This is a genomic window from Galbitalea sp. SE-J8 (genome assembly GCF_030345695.1).
Classification (GTDB): Bacteria; Actinomycetota; Actinomycetes; order Actinomycetales; family Microbacteriaceae; genus JAUASV01.
Genome location: NZ_JAUASV010000002.1, coordinates 94,287 through 108,502 on the forward strand (window position 1 = coordinate 94,287; position 14,216 = coordinate 108,502).

Below are 14,216 nucleotides of genomic sequence, written 5' to 3' on the forward strand. Positions count from 1 at the left end.
GGACCCATGACCATCGCGACCTCCGAGCTCGAGCATCTCGTGGACGACACCGAGGCGCTCCCGGCGCTCGGCGCGCTCGCGAGCCTCGAGGCCGACAGCATCTCGGCCTGGTTCGGCGACCACAAGGTGCTCGACCGCGTCTCGCTCACCATGCCCGCCGGCAAGGTCACCGCCCTCATCGGACCGAGCGGATGCGGCAAGAGCACCTTCCTGCGCATCCTGAACCGCATGCACGAGCTCGTGCCGGGCGCGTCGCTCGCGGGGGAGGTGCGCGTCGACGGCCACGACATCTACGACGCGCGCATGCGCATCACCGACGCGCGCCGCCAGATCGGGATGGTGTTCCAGAAGCCGAACCCGTTCCCGGCGATGAGCATCCAGGACAACGTGCTCGCGGGTCTCGCGCTCACGGGCGTCAAGCTGGCCAAGAGCGCGAAGAGCGAGCTCGTCGAGGAGACGCTGGCCAAGGCGGGCCTGTGGAACGAGGTCAAGGACCGCCTCCGGCAGCCCGGCGGCGGCCTGTCCGGCGGTCAGCAGCAGCGCCTGTGCATCGCCCGCTCGCTCGCGGTGCGGCCGCGCATCCTGCTCATGGACGAGCCGTGCTCCGCGCTCGACCCGACCTCGACGCGTCGCATCGAGCAGACCATCACCGAGCTCGCGGACGACGTGACGATCGTCATCGTGACGCACAACATGCAGCAGGCGCAGCGCGTGAGCGACCAGTGCGCCTTCTTCCTGGCCGAGCAGGGCACCCCCGGCGTGATCGTCGAGCACGGACCGACGGATGCCATGTTCGAGTCCCCGCAGGACAGCCGGACCTTCGACTACGTGAACGGTCGGTTCGGCTAGAGGTCCGGGGCGCCGCCGGTGCTGGCGCGCCCCGGACCGTTCATCGGTGCTCCGCTGGTCGGGCCGCCTCCCGCTGGCTCCCGCTGGTCGGGGCCGCTCCGCAGCGACCGGTGAGCACCCGCGCGACGATGTCGTCGGTGCCGGATAGCGTCGCCGCATGACCACCGTGCTGCTCATCCCGGGCTTCTGGCTCGACGCATCCTCCTGGGACGGTGTCGCGTCAGCGCTCCGCTCCGCGGGCCACGACGTGCGCGCGCTCACGCTTCCCGGTCTCGCGTCGCGCGACGCCGACCGCGCGGACATCGGGTTCGCCGACCACGTGGCCGCGGTGCTCGACGCGATCGACGCGACCGAGGGCCCGGTCGTGCTCGTCGGCCACTCCGGCGGCGGTGCGATCGCCTCCGTCGCGGCGGACGCGCGGGTCGACCGGATCGCCCGCGTCGTCTACGTCGACGCGGGACCGATCGGCGACGGCGGCAGCATCAACCCCACGCTGCCGGTCGTCGACGGCGAGATCCCGTTCCCCGGCGTCGACTCGGACGAGTTCGCCCCCGAGGAGGTCGCCGACCTGACGCCCGAGCACGTCGCCCTGCTCACCGACGGGCCGGCCGAGCCGCGGGGCGTCGCGTACGACGAGGCGCGCCTGTCCGACGAGCGCCGGTACGGCATCCCGCAGACGATGATCGCGTCGACCATGACCGCGGACGTGATCGAGCAGCTGATCGCCGACGGCCACCCGTACACGGCCGAGTTCGCGCGGATGACGGATCGCGAGATCGTCGAGCTGCCGGCCGGGCACTGGCCGCAGCTCACGCGCCCGGCCGAGCTGGCATCCGCGATCGCCGGGGCGATCGGCTGACGGGCACGCGCCCGGCCGGCCCGCCGGTGCGCCCGCCGGGTCGCCCGGACCCTCAGCGGATGCGGAGCGCCGCCTTCCGCGAGCTCGCGGCCACCCAGGCGTTGCCCGCGTATCGCCCGACGAGCGGGTAGCGGCCCGCCGTGAGCCGGGGCAGGCGGACCGTGGCCGGTTCTTCGCCGACACGGTCGCCTGCAGGGTCCGCACGGTGCTGGCACCCCTCTTCACGGTCACGAGCACCCGGCGTGCAGGCGCTGCCGGCGAGCGCGTCCCGGGCGCGGGCCGCATCCGGCGCTGCACCCGCCGTGCAGCGTTGAATGGGTCCATGAGCTCTTCGCTGCCGACCCTCGCCGTGACCGGAGCGACCGGAGGCGTCGGCGGACGCGTCGCCGCCGACCTCGCCCGCCGCGGCATCCCGCAGCGTCTCGTCGTGCGCGACGCCGCCCGCGCGCCGGAGCTGCCCCGGGCATCCGTCGTCACGGCGGCCTACGGCGACCGGGCGGCGGCGCGCGCCGCGCTCGAGGGCGTCGAGGTGCTGCTGTTCGTGTCGGCGGCCGAGAAGGCCGACCGGCTCGCCGAGCATCGCGCCTTCGTGGCCGCGGCGACGGATGCCGGGGTGCGGCACGTGGTGTACACGTCGTTCGTCGGCGCCTCGGCCGAGAGCACGTTCACGCTCGGCCGGGATCACGGCGCAACGGAGGACGCCATCCGCGCCTCGGGAATGGCCTTCACGATCCTGCGCGACAACCTCTACAGCGACTTCCTCGTGCACCTGGTCGGCGACGACGGCGTGCTGCGCGGGCCGGCCGGCGACGGCCGCGGCGCGTTCGTCGCGCGCGCGGACGTGGCGGATGTCGCGGCGCTCGTGCTGCGCGAGCCGTCGCGGCACGAGGGCGCCGGCTACGACCTCACCGGGCCCGCGGCGCTCAGCCTCACGCAGGTGGCGTCGGCGCTCGCCGCGACGCTCGGCCGCGAGATCCGGTACCACGACGAGACGCTCGAGGAGGCGTACGCCTCCCGCGCCCGCTACGGTGCGCCCGGCTGGCAGCTGGACGCGTGGGTGAGCACCTACACGGCGATCCGCGCCGGGGAGCTGGCCGCGGTCTCGAGCGACGTGCAGCGCCTGCTGCGGCGCCCGGCGCGCTCCCTCGGCGACGTGCTCTCCGGCGGCCGCTGACCGGGTGCACCCGCCTCAGCGGGCGGGAACCCGGCGCGGCGGCGGGGGCGGCACCTCGCGCGCCGCGACGACCGTGTCGAATGCGATCGTGACGAGACCGCGCACGGTCGCGACCACGCACGCCGAGTCGGACGCCCCGCTCAGGTAGCCCACGGCATCCGTCGCCGAGCCGTCCGGCAGCAGCCGGCGCACCGAGACGCGCGTGCCGTCGGGCGCCGCACGAAGCAGCGCGACCGCATCCGCCGCGAGCGCCACGGGTCAGGCCACGAGGGCCTCGTCGCCCATGTCGATGCCGTACTTGAGCATCGCGTTCTCGACGATCGTGAGGCCCGCGAGGCCGGGCATGCCGGAGATCTTCTCGTCGAGCTTGCGCACCTCGGTCAGTCCCGCGGCGCCCGAGAACAGGTGGCCGAAGACGTGCGTGATCTCCTCGCTCGTCGAGATCGTCGAGCCGACCGGGCCCCACGCCTTGGTGAGCGCGAACCGCGTGATGACCTGCGCCTTCTTGGAGCGCTCGAGCCGCATCCGCGCCTGCGTCGTGTAGAACGCGACGTGCCGGGTCTCCTGCTGCGCGATGCGCTTGAGCAGCACCGCGAGCACCGGATGCTGTTCCAGCTCCGCCATGCGCCGGTACGCGGCGACCGCGCTCAGCTCGTTCGCGGCGCCCCAGGTCATGTGCGTGGCGATGAAGTCCTTGCCGACGAGGTTGCCGAGCAGGCTCTGCTTGACCGGGTCGAGGCGGTCCTTCCAGCCGAGCTTGAGGCGCGTGGCCTTGAGCTCGTCGAAGTCGACCGTGATGCCGTGCGCGCCGAGCACCGCGGCGAGGGCCTCGCCGTGCCAGAACTCCTCGCGGTTCCACATCGTCATGAACGCGCTGACGTCCTCGTCCTCGTGGGACGGCGTGACGAGCATGTCGCGCAGGTAGCAGACCGTGTGGTACTCGACGTCGCACATGTAGCGCAGCGCGCGCAGCGAGTCCTCCGGCAGCGGGGTGCGCTCGAACTCGGAGAAGTCGAGGTCGGTCCACGTCACCGGGACCGAGGTCTCGGAGAACCTGTCGATGTCGAATGCCATGCGCGTCCCGGACCTCAGCTCGCGGCGGAGGTGCCGGCTCCTTCCGTGTGCGTCGCGGGTGCGATCGAGGGCGGCGGGGTCGCGGCTGCGCCGCGCTTCCAGTCCAGCACCGTCCAGCGCTTCTCGCTCGCATAGCGGTAGAGCTGGGCGTCGGGATTGACCGCGTTCGGGTTGCCCGTGAGCTGCAGCCACGGGATGTCGGCGTGGCTGTCGCCGTAGCCGTACGAGCGCGCCAGGTCGAATCCGTTGCGCTCGGCGTAGCTGCGCAGCCACGCGGCGCGCGCCTCGTCGACGAGAGGCGGATCGGCGAGGTAGCCGGTGAGCACGCCGTCGCGGGAGTGCATCCGGCCGGCCACGACCTCGTCGAAGAACGGCGCGAGCGGGGCCACCATGAGGTCGACGCTGCCCGTCACGAGGATCGTGCGGTGCCCGGCGTCGCGGTGCGCCTGCACCTGCGCGAGCGCGTCGGGCAGCGCCCGGCGCAGCATCGCGCGCTTGAAGCTGCCGCGAGCGAGGCGCTCGATCTCCGCGACCTTGAAGCCCCGGTAGCGGCGCATGAAGGTGCGGATGAAGTCACCCCGGTCCTTGCGCTCGGCCCGGTAGTAGCGGGGGAGGGAGAGCGCGAAGTCGCCGAGGTCGTGCGCCCAGCGGCTGCGCGGCACGCTGCCGGCCCACAGCAGCAGGTACTGCTCGACGAGGTTCGACTCGAGCACGGTGCCCTCGAGGTCGAAGACGGCCACGACATCCGACCGCACCGGCAGGGCCCGCGCGGCGCGGGCCTTGGCGGCGGGCCGCGCCGCGAAGGCCCGGGTGAGCGCCGTGATCGCCGGGAAGTGGATGCGCTGGAAGTAGTCCCGCCAGTCGATCTCGTTCACGTCGAAACCGAGCTCGGCGCGCTGCTCGGCCGGGATCGTCGCGGCGAGGCTCTTCGTCTCGACGTCGTCGAAGATGATCTCGGTCTGCACGTAGGCGCGGTACAGGTCGGTGAACTGGCGCAGGGTGCCGAGGTCGTGCTCGGCCTTCTTGACCCGGTCGAGCCAGCCGCGGGTGCGCGGCGTCATCGGCACGCGGCTGAGCGCGCGCGCCGCGGTCGCGACCGTCTTCTCGCGGCGCACGAGCGCCCGCTCGACCTTCGCGCCGCCCGGGAAGCGCCACAGCGGCACCTCGATGGGCTCGTCGTCCTTGGGGATCGGGTTCGCCGTGAAGTACTCGTTGACGTTCTCGTACATCGCGTGGAACGGGAGCGGGTTCGAGGCGCCCGAGCTCACGTGGTAGTAGTGCACGTCCGCCGGCTCCGGCCGGGTCGCGGCCGCAGCGAGGATCGCGTTGACGACGAAGTCGACCGGGATGACGTCGAGCACGCTGTCGGGGAGCCCCGGGAAGTCGGGCAGCAGGCCGCGGCCGTAGGCGATGATGAGCGGGTCCGCGACCTTGTAGCCGTCGATCCAGCCGGGGAACGGATGGTGCAGCGCGCTCTCGATGATCGAGGGACGCACCACGGAGAGCCGGTGCCCGGCCTGGGCCCAGAGCTCCTCGGCCGCGCGCTCCGCGAACGCCTTCGTGAGCGTATAGACATCGGTCCAGCCGAGGCTCTCGGCGCGGGTGCGGCCGAAGTCGACGAGACGCTTCGACACCCACTCGGCGCGCGCGGCCTCCGCGGCCTGGGCGACGGCCTGCGGGCCGGCCTTGCCGTTGACGGTCTTCGCGTCGCGCAGGAACTCACGCAGCAGCTCGGGCTGGCGCGACTCGAGCTCGACGCGCTCGCGGGCGCTGAACGCGGCATCCGCTTCGGCGCGCCAGTCGACGGTGTGGCCGAGCGAGCGCTCGGGGTGGATGCCCTTGCGGATGCCGCCGACGTACGCCGTCGACACGTGCACGACGTGCGGGTCGGCGCCCGACTCGAGCAGCGCGCCGTAGATGCCGCGCGCGCCGGAGACGTTCGTCGCGAACGCCTCGTCGATGGGCGGGTCGAACGACACGGTCGACGCGGAGTGGATGACGACGTCGAGGTCGGCGGGCAGGGCCGGCACGCTCGTGAGCGAGCCGTCGAGCACCGTGACGCGCGCCTCGACGATGCGCTTGGCCTCGTCGACGCCGCCGACCGACTCGATCCACTTCGCGAACACCGGCTTGCGCAGCAGCTGCGTCAGCCGGCTCTCGCCGCCCGTCGAGCCCTTCTGCCGCACGAGCAGCGAGATGCGGGTGCCGGGATAGCTCGAGAGCAGCCGCTCGAGGATGGCCTGACCGACGAAGCCCGTCGCGCCGGTGAGGAAGACGTGCTCGTTCGTGAGCCCCGCGCGCTCCGGGGCGGTCACGCGGTCGCCTCGTATCGCGAGCGCACGAGGGTCAGTCCGTCGAGCCCGGGCAGCGCCTGGATGCGCGCGTCGACCTCGTCGAGCAGCTGCTGGGCGCCGTCGAAGAGCTGCGAGAAGAAATACGACACCTCGCTGCGCGGCTGGTAGTCGCTGCCGACCGGCAGTGCGGCGCGCGCCATCCGCTTGCGGGTCAGCGCGCGCGCCCCCGCCGACTCGCCGAGGCGGAACTCGGCCTGGGCGGCGAAGAACTGGAGGTGGCGGTCCTTGACCTCGCGGATGCGCTCGAGCACGCGGGTGAGCTCCGGATGCGGCTCCGTCGCCTCGACGCGCGAGTACGCCGTCTGCGACAGCCAGGTGTCGACCGCACCCGTCGTCATGTGCACGGCGATGACGTCGTCGCCGATCGCGTTCGCGACGAGCGCCTCGCGGATCGGGGAGAACCGGTCGATCACGGCGCGCACGCCGCCGCCGATGCGGTGCCGCAGCGACTGCGCGCCGACGACGACCGACGGATGCTTCGCGAGCACGGCGGACAGCGCATCCGCGATCCAGAACTTCTCGTACGCCCACGTGGTGAGGAACGCCGTGACGCGGGCGTCCTTGTGGCTCGGCGTGACGAGCACGTCGCGCAGGTGGTTCATCGTGGCGTGCTCGACGCTGCGCAGGAAGGCCAGCACGCGCACCGTCTCGCCGCTCAGCGGCTCGGCGTCGAACGCGTCGAGATCGATCTCGGCGCGATGGCTCCCGACCGCGGTGCGGGCGAACTCTCGCACGTCGAAATCCGGCGCGGGCGCGCTCAGGTCGGGCACGGGCGGGGAGAGCTCTTGCGTCATGAGCCGCTTTCGTCGATGGGTGCCCGAGCGAGGCCGGGCGGTGCGGTAGCCCGAGTCTACCCGGCGGGCGCTACGCGGCCCGTAGCGTAGGCTGGCATCCATGGCCACGGCTCTCGTCACCGGCGGGACCTCCGGCATCGGTGCCGAGTTCGCCCGGTCGCTGGCCGCCCGCGGATACGACCTCGTCCTCGTCGCGCGCGACCAGGAACGGCTGGCCGGGATGGCATCCGAGCTGTCGGCGGTTCACGTCGAACTGCTCCCCGCCGACCTCGCGGACCGCGCGGATGTCGCCCGCGTCGTCGCCCGGCTCGAGGACGCCGCGCGCCCCGTCGACGTGCTCGTCAACAACGCCGGCTTCGGCATCCACACCTCGCTCGTCGACCCCGACCTGGAGCGCATCGACCTCGGCTGGGAGGTCATGCAGCGCGCCGTGCTCGTGCTGAGCGCCGCCGCGGCCCGCGGGATGCGGGAGCGCGGTCACGGGCGGATCATCCAGGTCTCGTCGACCGCCGGCTTCATCACCCTCGGCGCGTACTCGGCCGCGAAGGCATGGCTCACGTCGATCAGCGAGGCGCTCTCGAACGAGCTCGTCGGCACCGGGGTCACGGTGACGGCGCTGTGCCCGGGATGGGTGCACACCGAGTTCCACGCGCGCGCCGGCATCCGCAAGTCGTCGATCCCCGACTTCCTCTGGCTGCAGCCGGGGCCGCTCGTCGAGAAGTCGCTCCGCGACGCCGAGAAGGGGCGGGTCATCTCGATCCCCTCCGTGCGCTACGGCGTGCTGATCTGGTTCGCGCGGCACCTGCCGAAGGGCGTCATCCGTCGCATCTCGCGCTCGATCTCATCCGCGCGGTCGGCGGCGGCCGCCGCCCCCGCCACGGGCGGTCGCGCTTGACGCGGATCGGGGCGCGCTGATGGCGCGCCGGGATCAGTTCGACTCGCGCGCGCTCGCGTCGGTGCGATTCGTCGCGCAGCGCGGCCTGCTCAAGAGCGTCGTCTGGTCGTGGACGGACGTCGACATCGTCGGGCGCTCGCGCGTGCGCGGGCTGTCCGGCGCGTTCATCGTCGTGGCCAACCACTCGAGCCACCTCGACGCGCCGCTCATCATGGGCGCCCTGCCGCGACCGCTCGCGCGCTACCTGGCCTCGGGGGCCGCGGCGGACTACTTCTTCGACGTGAAGTGGCGCACCTGGCTCACGGCCCTGTTCTTCAACGCGTTCCCCGTCGACCGCGGCCTCGGCCAGCGCTCGCGGCCCGGAATGTCGAAGGGGCTGCTCGAGCGCGGCGTGCCGCTGCTCATCTTCCCGGAGGGCAGCCGCTCGCGCACGGGCGAGATGGGCGCGTTCAAGCCCGGCGCCGCCGCGCTCGCGATCGCGTGCGAGGTGCCGGTCGTGCCGATCGCCCTCACCGGTGCGAACGTCGCGATGCCGCGCGGCCGGAGCTGGCCGGTGGCCGGCCGCAAGCCCGTGCGCGTCGAGATCGGCGCCCCGCTGCGGGCGAAGCCGGGCGAGTCGCCCGAGGAGTTCTCCACTCGGCTGCACGCCGAGATCAGCCGCATGCGCGCCGATGGTGGCGCGTCCGCATCCGTAATCGGAAAGGGCCGACGATGACCGACGGCGATCACACGAACGTCAAGCACATGAAGTGGTGGGGGTGGGGCGTCGAGGGCGTCGGCTTCCACCACGAGGACAAGCCCGGCTTCGCGCCCTTCGTCAAGAACGCCGTCGGGCTCGACCTGTGGGAGGCCGAGCGCTCCGGGCAGGTGCCGTTCGAGAGCATCAGCGTGCCGAAGTCGAAGGCGACCGCGGCGAAGGTCGCGGCGCTCGCCGCCATCGTGGGCGCCGAGCACGCCTCGACGGATGACGAGCTGCGCGTCGTGCACACCTACGGCAAGTCGATCCGCGACCTCATCCGCATCCGTACCTCGCGCATCGCGCGCGCCGTCGACGTCGTGGCCTACCCGGGTGACGAGGCCGAGGTGCAGCAGGTCGTGGACTGGGCCGTCGCGAACGACGTCGTCGTGATCCCGTTCGGCGGCGGATCGAACATCGCGGGCAGCCTCGAGCCGATCGCGGGGGAGAAGCGCGTCGTGCTCTCCCTCGACCTCGGCCGGCTGTCGAAGGTCGTCGAGATCGACGAGGGCTCGGGCCTCGCGGTCATCCAGGCCGGCGCGCAGGGCCCCGACATCGAGGAGCAGCTGAACGCCCGGGGCTGGACGATGGGCCACTTCCCCGACTCGTTCACCCACTCCACGGTCGGCGGCTGGGTCGCGACCCGGTCGTCGGGCATGCAGTCGGACGTCTACGGCGACATCGCCGACATCGCGCGCGGAATGCGCCTCGTGCGCCCGGGCGGCGTCGCCGTCATCCGCGCGCTGCCGTCGACCTCCACCGGACCGAGCGTGCGCGAGATGATCCTCGGCTCGGAGGGGCGCCTCGGCGTCATCACCGAGGTGACGGTCAACGTGCACCGGCTGCCCGAGGTGCGCGAGATCATCGGCTACCTGTTCCCGTCCTGGGAGGCCGGGATCGCCGCGATGCACGAGATCGCGGAGTCGGATGCGCAGCCCACCGTGACGCGCGTCTCCGACGCCCGCGAGGCGGGCTTCTCGTTCGCGACCTCGAAGGCCGTCACGGGCATCGACGCGCAGAAGATCCTGCAGAAGTACCTCGCGGCGCGCGGCTGGGACCTGACGAACATCAACCTGTCGTTCATCGGCTACGAGGGCAGCGCGTCGCACGTGGCGTACGAGAAGAAGCTCGTCGGCCGCATCGTGCGCAAGCACGGCGGCATGAGCGTGGGCAAGGGCCCGGGCGTGCTGTACGACCAGAAGAAGTTCGACACCCCGTATCTGCGCGACTTCCTGCTCGACTACGGCGCAGCGGGCGACGTGTCGGAGACGGCGGCCCCCTGGTCGCGGCTCAACGAGATCCACGACGCCGTGTACGCGGCGGCGGACGCGGCCTACGAGTCGATCGGCATCACGGGCTGGATCATGTCGCACCTGTCGCACTCGTACCACTCGGGCGCGTGCCTGTACTTCACGTTCGCGTTCGTCGCGAAGAACGACATGCTCGCCGACTACGACGTGGTCAAGAAGGCGATCCAGCAGGCGTTCATCGACCACGGCGGCACGCTCTCGCACCATCACGGCGTCGGTGTCGAGCACTCCCCGTGGATGGGGCAGGACATCTCCGAGGGCGGCGTCGCGATCATGCGCGGCCTGTTCGAGGCGAACGACCCCGGCAACAACCTCAACCCGGGCAAGATCCTCCCGGCCTGACGGCGGCTCACCCCTGCGCGGCCCCAGGTGGCGGGGGAAGCCGCCCGCTGGGCGGGGAGGAGCCGCTGGGCGGGGAGGGCGGCGCCAGCGACGGCCAGAGCGCGTCGAGCACCTCGTCGGCCCACGCGGCATCCGTCGTGCGCCCGCGGATCGACTCGGCGACGAAGGTGCCGAGCAGGATGCTGATGACGAGCTCGACGTCGAGGTCGCGGCGCAGCTCGCCCGCATTGCAGCGCGCCGCGAGGTCGACGCGCAGCGGCCGCGAGCGCGTGCGCACCATGTCGAGCAGGAGCGCCGTGAAGCGGTGGTCCTCGTCGACGAGGATCGCCGCGACCGCGCCCCGGCCGACGATGTACTCGATCGTGTCGCGGGCCTCGCCGAGGTACCAGTGCAGGACGTCGCGCGCCGTGCGCCCCAGCGGGACCTCGACGACGCGCGTCGCCGCGCTGACCACGTGCGCGAGCAGCGCGTCGCGGTTGTCGAAGCGGCGGTAGATCGTCGTCTTCGCGATGCCCGACTCGGCGGCGACGGCCTCGATCGTCACGGCGAGCGGCCCCCGCCCGCGCAACAGCTCGAGCGCGGCGGCCTCGATACGCGCGTCGACGTCGGCCGAGCGTCCGCTCGCCGCGCCCGCGGTCGTCATGCGCCCACCCTACGGGAACGCTCGGCCTAGGATGACCGGGATGCCCGTGCTGCTCGCCCTCCTCGGCGCCGTGGCATACGGCATCTCCGACTTCCTCGCGGCGCTCGGCGCCCGCCGCCTCGGCGTCGTCGCGGCCACGGTGCTCGGCTACGGGGCCGGGCTCGTCGCGATCGTCGCGCTCTGGCCGCTCGCGCCCGGCGCATGGTCGGCCGGGGCGGCGCTCGCGGGTGCCGCGGCCGGGGTGCTCGCGGCGGTCGGATTCCTCGGGTTCTACGCCGCGCTCGCGATCGGCCCGATGAGCGTGCTGTCGCCGCTCATGGCCGTGGTCGGCTCGCTCGTGCCCGTCGCGATCGCCCTCGTCGGCGGAGAACGGATGTCGCCCCTTGCGGTCGCCGCCGTCGTCGCCGCGATCACGGCGGGCGCCCTCGTGTCCGCGAACCGGGAGCCCGCGAACCGGGTGACAGCGCGAGCACTGCTGCTCGCGCTCGTGGGCGGCGTGGGGCTCGGCTCCTCGATCGCGGCCATCGACTCGGCACCCGAGGGCTCGGGCCTCATCCCGGGGGTGCTCGAGCTCGCGGTCGGGCTCGTCGTGCTCGGGATCATCGCGGCCTCACGCTGGTCGAGGAGCGCGCGACGCAGTCGCTCGCGTCTCGAGACCACCAGGGGTCGTGCTCGCTGGTCGAGGAGCGCGCGACGCAGTCGCTCGCGTCTCGAGACCACCAGGGGTCGGATCGAGCCGGCGGTGGTCTCGGGACGCGGCGTCGCTGCGCCCGGGCGCTCCTCGACCGACCCGGCGAAGCCGGGTCGCGCGGGCTACGCGCAGGCTCTCGGCGGGGGCTCGCTGCTCGGTCTCGCGAACGGCCTGCTCGTGCTCGCGCTCGTCGCGGGCGGCGGTCTCGCGGTCGTCGCCGTGCTCATCAACCTCTACCCGGTCGTGACGGTGATCCTCGCGACCGTCATCACGCGCGAGCGGATCGCACCCGTGCAGATCGCGGGCGTGGCGCTCGCGTTGGCGGCATCCGTCGTGCTCACCTTCGCGTGACGGGCGACCGCATCCGTCACCACTGGGAGGGCGCGTAGTCCTTCAGGAAGACGCCGAACAGGTCGTCGCCGGCCTCGCCGCGCACGATCGGGTCGTACACGCGCGCGGCGCCGTCGACGAGGTCGAGCGGCGCGTGGAAGCCCTCCGAGGCCAGGCGCACCTTCGTGAAGTGCGGGCGCTCGTCGGTGATCCAGCCGGTGTCGACGGCCGTCATGAGGATGCGGTCGCTCTCGAACAGCTCGCGCGCCGCGGTGCGCGTGAGCATGTTGAGCGCCGCCTTCGACATGTTCGTGTGCGGATGCCCCGGCCCCTTGTAGCCGCGTCCGAAGACGCCCTCCATGGCGCTCACGTTGACGACGTAGGCGCGGCGCGCGCCGGCCGCGACGGCATCCGTCATGGCGGCGCGCAGCCGCGAGATCAGGATGAACGGCGCGGTCTGGTTCGCGAGCTGCACCTCGAGCAGCTCGAGCGGGTCGACCTGGTCGACGACCTGCGTCCAGGAGTTGACATGCAACTCGTCGGGGATGAGGCCGCCCGCGTCGATCGCCGTGCCCGCGAGATGGCGCTCGAGGCTCGCGTTGCCGGCGCCCATCGACTCGCGCGTGAGCCGCTCCGCGGTCGCGGCGGCGGCCGCGAGGATCGGGTGCGACGTCACGCTCTCCGCGAGCGCGAGCGGATGCGCGTCGTTCGTGTGTCCGAACGTCTCGAGCTCCGGCAGCGGGCCGTCGGGCAGCGGTGCGAGCTCGGCGTCGACGAGCTTCGAGTACGCGCCGGGAGAGCGGCGCACGGTCTGCGCCGCGTTGTTGATGATGATGTCGAGCGGGCCGGCCGCGGCGACGGAGTCGGCGAGCGAGATCACCTGCGCGGGGTCGCGCAGGTCGATGCCGACGACGCGCAACCGGTGGAGCCATTCGCCGGAATCGGGCAGCGAGGTGAAGCGGCGCACGGCATCCCGTGGGAACCGCGTCGTGATCGTCGTGTGGGCACCGTCGCGCAGCAGCCGCAGCGCGATGTGCATGCCGATCTTCGCGCGGCCGCCGGTGAGCAGGGCGCGCTTGCCGGTGAGGTCGGTGCGGGCGTCGCGCTTGGCGTGGTTGAGCAGCGCGCACTCCGGGCAGAGCTGGTGGTAGAACGCGTCCACGAGGGTGTACGGCTTCTTGCAGATGTAGCAGCCGCGCGGCTTGAGGAGCTCGCCCGCGATCGGCGCCTCGACCCGGGTCGCGAGCGGGATGCCGCGGGTCTCGTCGTCGATGCGGTCCGGGGCGCCAGTCGCGGTCGACTCGACGACGGCGCGGTCGGCGGCGGCCACGGCATCCCGGATCTCGCGGCGCCGCACGCGCTTGACCGCCTTGAACATCCGCGCGGTCGCCTGACGCACGGCCACGAAGTCGGGGTGCTGCTCGTCGAGCGCGTCCATGCCGGCCAGGACCCGGAGCGTGGTCGCGAGATCAGCGGGGTCGATGCCGGCCGGCACAGTGGCGGGGTCGTCGGAGGGCACAGGAAATTGTAGGCGGGCGCGATGCACCGCCGCGCACAACGGATTTCACGGATCGCAGGCACTCGGACCGCCCGGATCCCGCTATGCGTGGGGAGAGAGGGCCGCTCGTCCGTGAAATCCGTTGTCGGGGCGGACGGGGCGGACGGGGCGGGGAGGGGGCGGGGCGGGGTCAGTGCCAGGCGTAGAGCGTCGTGCCGTCGAGCACCGCGCGCCAGCCGTCGCAGTCCGACACCGCCGCGGTCGAGAGGTCGGGCCAGCCCTTGCCGGCGTCCCACGGCTTCGAGTACGGCGTCGGCTCGCACGCGGCCGGCAGTGCCGTGCCCGCAGGCACGGTCGCGGAGAGCTTGAGCTGCGCGTCCCGGGCGAGCGGCCAGCCGTCGGTGCGGATCCCGGATGCCGCGGCCGGCAGCCAGGACGGGCGCGCGCCCGCCGGCACGGCGTTCGTGCTCGCGTACTCGTGCGTCTCGGTCGCCCCGACGAGGCCGAGCAGCGACTGCTCGAGCGTGTAGCCCTTGGTGACGTGGATCGCGAGGATCAGGCCGAGCGCGGCCGCGATGCCGATGAGGGCGAGGCCGACGATCATCAGGTAGCGCTTGAGCGACTCGGACACGAGGGTCAACAGTACGGCGTGCTCCGTTCAGAACTC

General features: G+C 72.7%; 14 protein-coding genes. 7 read left to right on the forward strand and 7 right to left on the reverse strand.

Features of this window, described 5'->3' with window-relative positions; all coding sequences use genetic code 11:
• Window positions 1-6: 6 nt before the first annotated feature.
• The 3 genes from QT381_RS01940 (at window position 7) to QT381_RS01950 (ending at window position 2,882) form a co-directional block, all read left to right on the forward strand.
• A complete protein-coding gene (locus QT381_RS01940) occupies window positions 7-849 on the forward strand; it encodes a phosphate ABC transporter ATP-binding protein (RefSeq protein ID WP_289246985.1) in 843 nt (280 codons plus the stop codon).
• A gap of 157 nt (window positions 850-1,006) precedes the next feature.
• Entirely contained in the window at window positions 1,007-1,708 is a 702-nt protein-coding gene (locus QT381_RS01945) for an alpha/beta hydrolase (protein ID WP_289246986.1), read from the forward strand.
• 322 nt (window positions 1,709-2,030) lie between these two features.
• On the forward strand, window positions 2,031-2,882 hold the full coding sequence (locus QT381_RS01950; RefSeq protein WP_289246987.1) for an NAD(P)H-binding protein: 852 nt from the start codon (window positions 2,031-2,033) through the stop codon (window positions 2,880-2,882).
• A gap of 15 nt (window positions 2,883-2,897) precedes the next feature.
• Here the strand turns inward: QT381_RS01950 and QT381_RS01955 are convergent, their stop codons facing one another.
• From QT381_RS01955 to QT381_RS01970, 4 genes are read right to left on the reverse strand one after another with little or no spacing between them, the layout of a single operon-like run.
• On the reverse strand, window positions 2,898-3,137 hold the full coding sequence (locus tag QT381_RS01955; RefSeq protein ID WP_289246988.1) for a putative acetyltransferase: 240 nt from the start codon (window positions 3,135-3,137) through the stop codon (window positions 2,898-2,900).
• A 3-nt stretch (window positions 3,138-3,140) separates the two neighbouring features.
• Window positions 3,141-3,956, reverse strand: a complete 816-nt coding sequence (locus QT381_RS01960) for a ferritin-like domain-containing protein (protein ID WP_289246990.1) — start codon at window positions 3,954-3,956, stop codon at window positions 3,141-3,143.
• Between the two features lie 14 nt (window positions 3,957-3,970).
• A complete protein-coding gene (locus tag QT381_RS01965; RefSeq protein WP_289246991.1) occupies window positions 3,971-6,271 on the reverse strand; it encodes an SDR family oxidoreductase in 2,301 nt (766 codons plus the stop codon).
• Complete coding sequence (locus QT381_RS01970; protein ID WP_289246992.1) at window positions 6,268-7,104, reverse strand: hypothetical protein; 837 nt, start codon at window positions 7,102-7,104, stop codon at window positions 6,268-6,270. Before QT381_RS01970 ends, QT381_RS01965 begins: the two co-directional genes overlap by 4 nt.
• A gap of 100 nt (window positions 7,105-7,204) precedes the next feature.
• Between QT381_RS01970 and QT381_RS01975 the strand changes: the two genes are divergently transcribed.
• The 3 genes from QT381_RS01975 to QT381_RS01985 are packed head-to-tail and all read left to right on the forward strand — an operon-like array spanning window position 7,205 to window position 10,387.
• The gene (locus QT381_RS01975) at window positions 7,205-7,999 is read left to right on the forward strand and encodes an SDR family NAD(P)-dependent oxidoreductase (RefSeq protein WP_289246993.1); all 795 of its coding nucleotides are present in this window, start codon (window positions 7,205-7,207) and stop codon (window positions 7,997-7,999) included.
• Window positions 8,000-8,018: 19 nt separating this feature from the next.
• Window positions 8,019-8,714 (forward strand): lysophospholipid acyltransferase family protein, encoded by a 696-nt coding sequence (locus QT381_RS01980; protein ID WP_289246994.1) that lies wholly within the window; start codon window positions 8,019-8,021, stop codon window positions 8,712-8,714.
• On the forward strand, window positions 8,711-10,387 hold the full coding sequence (locus QT381_RS01985; protein ID WP_289246996.1) for an FAD-binding oxidoreductase: 1,677 nt from the start codon (window positions 8,711-8,713) through the stop codon (window positions 10,385-10,387). The genes QT381_RS01980 and QT381_RS01985 overlap by 4 nt, the downstream gene beginning before the upstream one ends.
• A 7-nt stretch (window positions 10,388-10,394) precedes the next feature.
• Here QT381_RS01985 and QT381_RS01990 read toward each other — a convergent pair whose 3' ends face one another.
• Window positions 10,395-11,030, reverse strand: a complete 636-nt coding sequence (locus tag QT381_RS01990) for a TetR/AcrR family transcriptional regulator (protein WP_289246997.1) — start codon at window positions 11,028-11,030, stop codon at window positions 10,395-10,397.
• A gap of 40 nt (window positions 11,031-11,070) precedes the next feature.
• Here QT381_RS01990 and QT381_RS01995 point away from each other — a divergent pair, with 40 nt between their 5' ends.
• Window positions 11,071-12,072 carry an EamA family transporter gene (locus QT381_RS01995; protein ID WP_289246998.1) on the forward strand — a complete coding sequence of 334 codons (1,002 nt, stop codon included), beginning with the start codon at window positions 11,071-11,073 and terminating at the stop codon, window positions 12,070-12,072.
• Between the two features lie 16 nt (window positions 12,073-12,088).
• Here QT381_RS01995 and QT381_RS02000 read toward each other — a convergent pair whose 3' ends face one another.
• Window positions 12,089-13,570 (reverse strand): SDR family NAD(P)-dependent oxidoreductase, encoded by a 1,482-nt coding sequence (locus QT381_RS02000; RefSeq protein ID WP_289246999.1) that lies wholly within the window; start codon window positions 13,568-13,570, stop codon window positions 12,089-12,091.
• 169 nt (window positions 13,571-13,739) lie between these two features.
• Window positions 13,740-14,180 (reverse strand): hypothetical protein, encoded by a 441-nt coding sequence (locus QT381_RS02005; RefSeq protein ID WP_289247000.1) that lies wholly within the window; start codon window positions 14,178-14,180, stop codon window positions 13,740-13,742.
• Between the last annotated feature and the right edge of the window lie 36 nt (window positions 14,181-14,216).

Coding starts and splice junctions, on each gene's coding strand:
- QT381_RS01940 (WP_289246985.1), top strand. CDS start 7: ATGACCATCGCGACCTCCGAGCTCGAGCATCTCGTGGACGACACCGAG.
- QT381_RS01945 (WP_289246986.1), top strand. CDS start 1,007: ATGACCACCGTGCTGCTCATCCCGGGCTTCTGGCTCGACGCATCCTCC.
- QT381_RS01950 (WP_289246987.1), top strand. CDS start 2,031: ATGAGCTCTTCGCTGCCGACCCTCGCCGTGACCGGAGCGACCGGAGGC.
- QT381_RS01960 (WP_289246990.1), bottom strand. CDS start 3,956: ATGGCATTCGACATCGACAGGTTCTCCGAGACCTCGGTCCCGGTGACG.
- QT381_RS01970 (WP_289246992.1), bottom strand. CDS start 7,104: ATGACGCAAGAGCTCTCCCCGCCCGTGCCCGACCTGAGCGCGCCCGCG.
- QT381_RS01975 (WP_289246993.1), top strand. CDS start 7,205: ATGGCCACGGCTCTCGTCACCGGCGGGACCTCCGGCATCGGTGCCGAG.
- QT381_RS01980 (WP_289246994.1), top strand. CDS start 8,019: ATGGCGCGCCGGGATCAGTTCGACTCGCGCGCGCTCGCGTCGGTGCGA.
- QT381_RS01985 (WP_289246996.1), top strand. CDS start 8,711: ATGACCGACGGCGATCACACGAACGTCAAGCACATGAAGTGGTGGGGG.
- QT381_RS01990 (WP_289246997.1), bottom strand. CDS start 11,030: ATGACGACCGCGGGCGCGGCGAGCGGACGCTCGGCCGACGTCGACGCG.
- QT381_RS01995 (WP_289246998.1), top strand. CDS start 11,071: ATGCCCGTGCTGCTCGCCCTCCTCGGCGCCGTGGCATACGGCATCTCC.